The organism is Candidatus Neomarinimicrobiota bacterium (assembly GCA_016784545.1).
Taxonomy (GTDB): domain Bacteria; phylum Fidelibacterota; class UBA8477; order UBA8477; family JABMPR01; genus JABMPR01.
In genome coordinates, this window is the sequence record JADHUM010000002.1 from 115,077 (window position 1) to 121,109 (window position 6,033).

The 6,033-nt window shown below is 45.4% G+C and carries 5 protein-coding genes; all 5 read right to left on the reverse strand.

The window, feature by feature from the left end; translation table 11 throughout:
- Positions 1-18 precede the first annotated feature (18 nt).
- Entirely contained in the window at positions 19-858 is an 840-nt protein-coding gene (locus tag ISR87_01190; protein ID MBL7024041.1) for a DUF58 domain-containing protein, read from the reverse strand.
- 194 nt (positions 859-1,052) lie between these two features.
- Entirely contained in the window at positions 1,053-3,872 is a 2,820-nt protein-coding gene (locus ISR87_01195) for a PD40 domain-containing protein (GenBank protein MBL7024042.1), read from the reverse strand.
- Positions 3,873-4,215: 343 nt separating this feature from the next.
- On the reverse strand, positions 4,216-5,187 hold the full coding sequence (locus tag ISR87_01200; protein ID MBL7024043.1) for an AAA family ATPase: 972 nt from the start codon (positions 5,185-5,187) through the stop codon (positions 4,216-4,218).
- Between the two features lie 251 nt (positions 5,188-5,438).
- Positions 5,439-5,696: a 50S ribosomal protein L27 gene (rpmA, locus tag ISR87_01205; GenBank protein ID MBL7024044.1), complete on the reverse strand. Its 258-nt coding sequence runs from the start codon at positions 5,694-5,696 to the stop codon at positions 5,439-5,441.
- Positions 5,697-5,698: 2 nt separating this feature from the next.
- Positions 5,699-6,033 (reverse strand): 50S ribosomal protein L21 (gene rplU, locus ISR87_01210; protein ID MBL7024045.1); only part of this gene is annotated, 335 nt, incomplete at its 5' end.

Sequence of the window (6,033 nt, forward strand, 5' to 3'; positions counted from 1 at the left end):
CAACGTGAAAAGCAGAAATTATCGAACGGAGTGTCTCTTGTTCAAATACGCGAGCAGAGCCACATCCAGGGATTGATCAGTGGTTAAGGGGACGTAATCCACATGCTGTTCACGGCACCGCGCACCAAGCTTGGTTCTGAACTCATCCACAGCATTCTGATAGTCTTTCTGAATATGCCAGGGTTCAGTTGCCATGACCTCACCTGATTCCATATCCTTGAATTTAGCCTGGGCATCGAAGGCAAAATCCACTTCGCGTGGGTCCAGAATGTGGAACACCAGGACTTCATGTTTATCATGTCGGAAATGTTTGAGACCATTCAGAATATTGTCCAGGTCATCCAACATATCTGAGATTATAATTACCAGACCACGACGGTTTATTCGATCCGCAAGATGGTGAAGGCTATGACCTATGGCGGTTTCCTCGCCTGGTGAAACATGCTCGAGATGGCTGAGAATATTATTCAACATGGAGGGGCGTGATGAAGGTCGGATATGGGTGCGAATTTCAGTATCGAACAGGGTTAGACCTACTGCATCCTGTTGTCTGAGTAAAAGATAGGTAAGGGCTGCAGATAGATAGCTGCCATACTGCAATTTGCTGATATCTCCAGATGCATAGGCCATGGATTTGGACATATCCAGCATGAGGTGGGCTTTGAGGTTGGTTTCTTCTTCAAATTGTTTGACATAAAAGCGATCTGTCTTGCCATACAGACGCCAATCCAGATAGCGCAGGTTGTCGCCGGGACCATAGGCTCGGTGTTCAGCAAACTCAACTGAAAATCCATGATAGGGGCTTTTGTGGAGACCCACAATAAATCCCTCAACCACCATACGAGCGCGGAGTTGCATATTCGCCAGAGTCGCCAGGGTGCGGGGATTTAAATATTTTCGTTTATCAGTTGCCAAATTATGTTCCTGTATGTTTTAGTCCTGCTTCTGTATTCGTCTCCTTCGAGAGCCTCAGGATGACGAAACCCCTAACCTAACTCCCAACTCCTAACTCCTAACTTCTAACTTCTAACTTCTAACTTCTAACTTCTAACTCAAAATGGATTAACCAGAGCCATCCTCAAATACGACCTATCCCAAAAACTTACTTCACTACCTTCAGCAGTGCCTGCCCAGTAATCCGCGTCCCCGCCGAAGCCATAGGCAAGCGTAACCAGGGGAAGTTTAGCCACGCTGATATCAAATTTCAGTTCAGCTCCATAGGTTTCCAGTGCTTTTTGTGAATTTGAAATATATCCAAAATCATAAAAAAGTGCCGATGTAATATTCTGCACACCGAGACCAAAAAAATTGACCGGGACGTCTTCTAGAATGGGCATGCGCAATTCTATTACAGAAAAAATGAGTTCGCTGGCTGGATACTGACCGACTTGTCCACGTAAACTATAGGATTCCGGACCGTCAAATAAGCCCGTACTCCGAATAGCTGTCATGTACTGTGTTGAAAAATATAGTGGCCCTGTCTCCGAAAAGCCCAGCTCGTCCTGGATTCGTATGTCACCTGATTGCCCCACATATTTCATCCGTCCATAGAGAACCACTGGCAGGGTGGGGATATCATAATTGAAAAAGCCCTCCAGCCAATATTTGTTGTAATCATTTTCTCCCCAGACACTGGAAAGAGCCCGCTCTGCATGGGCGAGTATTCCCAACCCGTGACGTGGTAGAAAATAGGTTGATGCATGGGGTCTCTGAGATTTCCAGATATAGGTCAACCCAACATTGAATTCCTCAGTTGTCGGCGTGGGAACAATTTGCCCTGTCTCTGAATCTTCAAGGTCATCAAAATTCATCAAATCCCGGCGCATGAACTGAAACCTCCAAAGGAGACTATGATTCGAGGACAGGGATTGACCCGTGTTCATTGGAAAACTGGCTGCCAGGCCAACACCATTCCGATTTTCGATAAAATTGTACCTGTAGGTGCTGTAATAATTCATGCTTAAGTTTTTCATTCCATAAAAATGGAGTGCCGGTAAAAATTGAAGATTGGTATAGCTGAAATATCCACCAAGATAATTATCGAAGTAGGGGATAAATCCACCCAACTGAAAAATATGTTTTCCCAGAGCATCTTCCACAGCCCCCAGTAGGAGCAAGGCATCACCCAGAGGCCAGATAAACTTAAACAGGGGTCGTATTGTTTTCAGAGATCGATATGGCTGGGGCTTTTGTAACAGCATATCAGCCTTATAGTCAATTGGTGGCAACTCAATGTCTGGAGCCTTTGTCCTCCAGGCATTAAATGGCTCTCTGATCTGGAGACCAAGAGCTGGAGCCACCCGAGATGCTTCAACTGCCACGATTCTCACCGTATCAACATCGGCAAGTGTGGAGGAAATTATCCTGTTCGATTTGGGAAGTCTTTGCCTGGAATAAATGCCTTCTGCAACATCTGTCATCTGAGTCACTAAAAGACTATCCATATCTACTCGATACAGATTAGGCGTTGAATTACGATATGAGGTATATACAATGGCTGATCCATCACTTGACCAGACGGGATAGACATCTTCTTCCGGATCGTTGGTGACCTTTTGGAATTCCGTACCGTCCACATTCAAGATGGCAATATCTACATCACCATTGACATCCTGAATCATAAAGGTCAGTTTTTTTCCATCTGGTGATAAATCGAGATCTTGAATCTGGACATCCCCCTCAAAGTGACTCAATTGAATTCGCTTCCCTGAATCGATATTCTGATAAAAAATATGAGTGGTCTCCAGGGGGTGAGCCACAAAAAATACACCCTGTCCATCATGGGCAAAGACGGGATGAAGGGCTCTGAAGTTTTCAGTGATCCAGCGAATCTTTTTTGTCTCCACATCAATGAGGCGCAGATCGTTTAAAAGCGAACCGTGGCTCCCACGGTGATATTCAGCAACAACAAGTTGTTTTGAGTCTGGAGACCATGCTGGATCTCCATTAAATCGTCCGTAGTGAATCTCCTTTACCTGGCGAGTCGAATCAGTGCTTTGCAAATAGAGCCCAGAGTCCCGCATTTTTTTATCGCGCCGACCCACTACGGCGATGGTTTCAGTATCTGGTGATATTGATGCACTTTGCACCCTTGTGAAACCCTTGAGAGAAAGAGGTTCCCCCACCTCGCCAATGGTCTCCTTTTGGGCTTTATAGCCAAAGTAATACGTATTCATGGCTCGGCGCCACTCTTCATCAAAAGTTACCAAAGATTGTCCTGTAGCTTCCTTGAAGGCCGTTTTGAAGTCATACCAATACGGGTATTTTTTTTGTTCTTTCATTAGATAAAGACGATGATTTGAAATTTTGACCAGGGTAGAATCACCATACTTCCAGGCCAGATATAGAACTTTTGCATAGCCATCGTCATGGGCATCCAATTGATCCATGGTATTCCGGTAAGTGTGTATTTTCATTCTGGAATCACTGCGACCTACACGCCAGACTTCCGTCATGTATTCAGCCATCCCTTCAATCCACCAGGCCGGAATACTGATAGCCCCGAATATTCCTGCCCAGGTTCCATGGGCCTGAAACTGGACGATGTGCTGAAATTCGTGGGTTATCACCAGCTTCAACCATTTGTCCGAACCGCCAAAATGTCCAGCCACATCATTCTGGCTGACCCAGATAAAAATCTGATTGCTGGGCATGGCAAATCCATTCATGATTTCATCTTCAGCAGAAAAAACGATATCGGTTTTGCCGAAGTCTTTAACCTGGAGTTGATCCATGATGGGCTGATAAGTCTGTTCCGCAATCAGAGCACCTTTTTCAGCAATGCTTTCCAGTCCCTGATGATAGTGAAGATTAAAATGTTCCGTTTCCAGGGTGTGCCATTCTAATTCGGGATGGGTACGTTGATTCCACATCCACATATTTTGGGCTGATACGCTTTGGGTATACAAAAAGATGACTAGGATTGCTGCCCATTGAATAATCACGCAAGGTGATAAATAACGACGAATCGACCTGGATAAGGAACGAAGAGAATCAGGGGATCTTTCGATACCTATATCGTTGGGATTACTATTCTCATTATAACAACTCTGGCAGTTACGAAACATGACGGATATGGGATTTGATTAGTACCAATTTCTGTCCTTCGAGGGCCTCAGGATGACGAAAGTAGTAATCAACTGTGAAGGGATTCATATTCATAAGCCTCTGTCCGTGTCATCCCGAGCGGAGTCGAGGGATAAGGTATTAATATGCTCAAAACAGCTTCTTGATAATCTCATCCACTGAAACACCATCAGCTTCAGCATTAAAATTGGTAAGAACGCGGTGTCGCAGGACAGGGAGAGCCACTGCTTTGACATCCTCAATAGATGGCGTGGGATTGCCCATCATAGCAGCTCTGGTTTTCGCACCCAGTATGAGATATTGTGAGGCTCTGGGTCCAGCACCCCAACCAACCCACTTCTGAATAAAATCAGGTGCACTCTCTGAATCAGGTCGTGTTTTTGCCACCAGATCCACTGCATAGTCAATCACGTTGTCAGCAACAGGGACTCGACGAATGAGATCCTGGTATTCCATGATGGCTTTTCTATCCAAAATTTTCTTCAATTGAACAGATGCTCCCGAAGTGGTTTGACCCACAATCTGGCGTTCTTCATCACGACTTGGATATTCAACCTGCAAATTGAACATAAAACGATCGAGTTGGGCTTCAGGCAAGGGATAGGTTCCTTCCTGTTCGATGGGATTCTGCGTCGCCAGAACGAAAAAGGGTTCATCCAGGACGTAGCTTTCCACTCCTGCAGTCACTCTGTGCTCCTGCATTGCTTCTAATAGAGCAGCCTGGGTCTTGGGCGGCGTTCTGTTGATTTCATCAGCAAGTACGATGTTGGCAAACACTGGTCCCCTGACAAAACGAAACTCACGTTTGCCAGTGGTGTGATCTTCTTCAATGATGTCCGTCCCCGTTATATCCGAAGGCATCAAATCTGGTGTGAACTGGATACGTGAGAAGGAGAGATCCAATACTTCTGCAAGACTTTTGATAAGGAGAGTTTTTGCTAATCCAGGCACTCCAACCAGCAGGGCGTGCCCCCGTGAAAGCATGGCAATGACCAACTTCTCAATGACCTTATCCTGTCCAACAATTGCTTTTGATAATTCTTTTTTCAAGCGCTCAAAAGCATCAACCATTTCGTTTAGTTTCTTAACATCATCAGTCATCTTTATTACACATCCTTCAGTTGTTTGTCAAAAGTGACGACTCGAATCATCGTCTTCGCGAATCCCGACAAACTTGTCGGGTTGAAGCGATCTCTTCTTAGACACCGGAATTCAGGAGATTGCTTCGTCATTAACATTCCTCGTAATGACACATCGGTCTAATTCACAGGGAAGTTATTTGTTCATAAGTTCAATAAAATAAAAATCCCCCGATTACTCGAGGGATTTTGAGGTTTGTACTGGAATCCAGGTTAAGCTTCTGGATAGACGCTTACCTGTTTTCTCGTGCGGTCTTTACGTTCAAAGGTCACAAAACCATCGATCTTTGCGAAGAGGGTATCATCCCCACCGATGCCAACATTCTGGCCGGGGTGGATGGCGGTTCCGCGCTGACGGACAATGATACTTCCAGCAGAAACGAATTCTCCACCATAACGTTTTGTACCCAGTCGCTTGGAATGACTCTCGCGACCATTTTTGGAGCTACCAACACCTTTTTTATGAGCCATTGCTATTCTCCTTTTTCAGCGGCCGGTTTAGCTGCAGCCTTTTTAACGGCTGGTTTCTTAGCAGCTGGAGCTTTCTTAGCTGCTGGCTTTTTGGCGGCTGTTGCCTTTTTAGCGGCTGGCTTGGCTGCTTTTACTTCAGCATCGGCCTTAGCTACGGTTTTCTTGGCAGCAGGTTTTGCAGGTGCAATACCTTCTACCTTAATCTGTGTAAAACCCTGGCGGTGTCCTTGTTTCTTCTGGTAACCCTTGCGGCGTTTCTTCTTGAAGACGATGATTTTCTTAGCGCGACCATGAGCCACAACTGTTCCGTCGATGTCAACATTGGTTAGCACAGGTG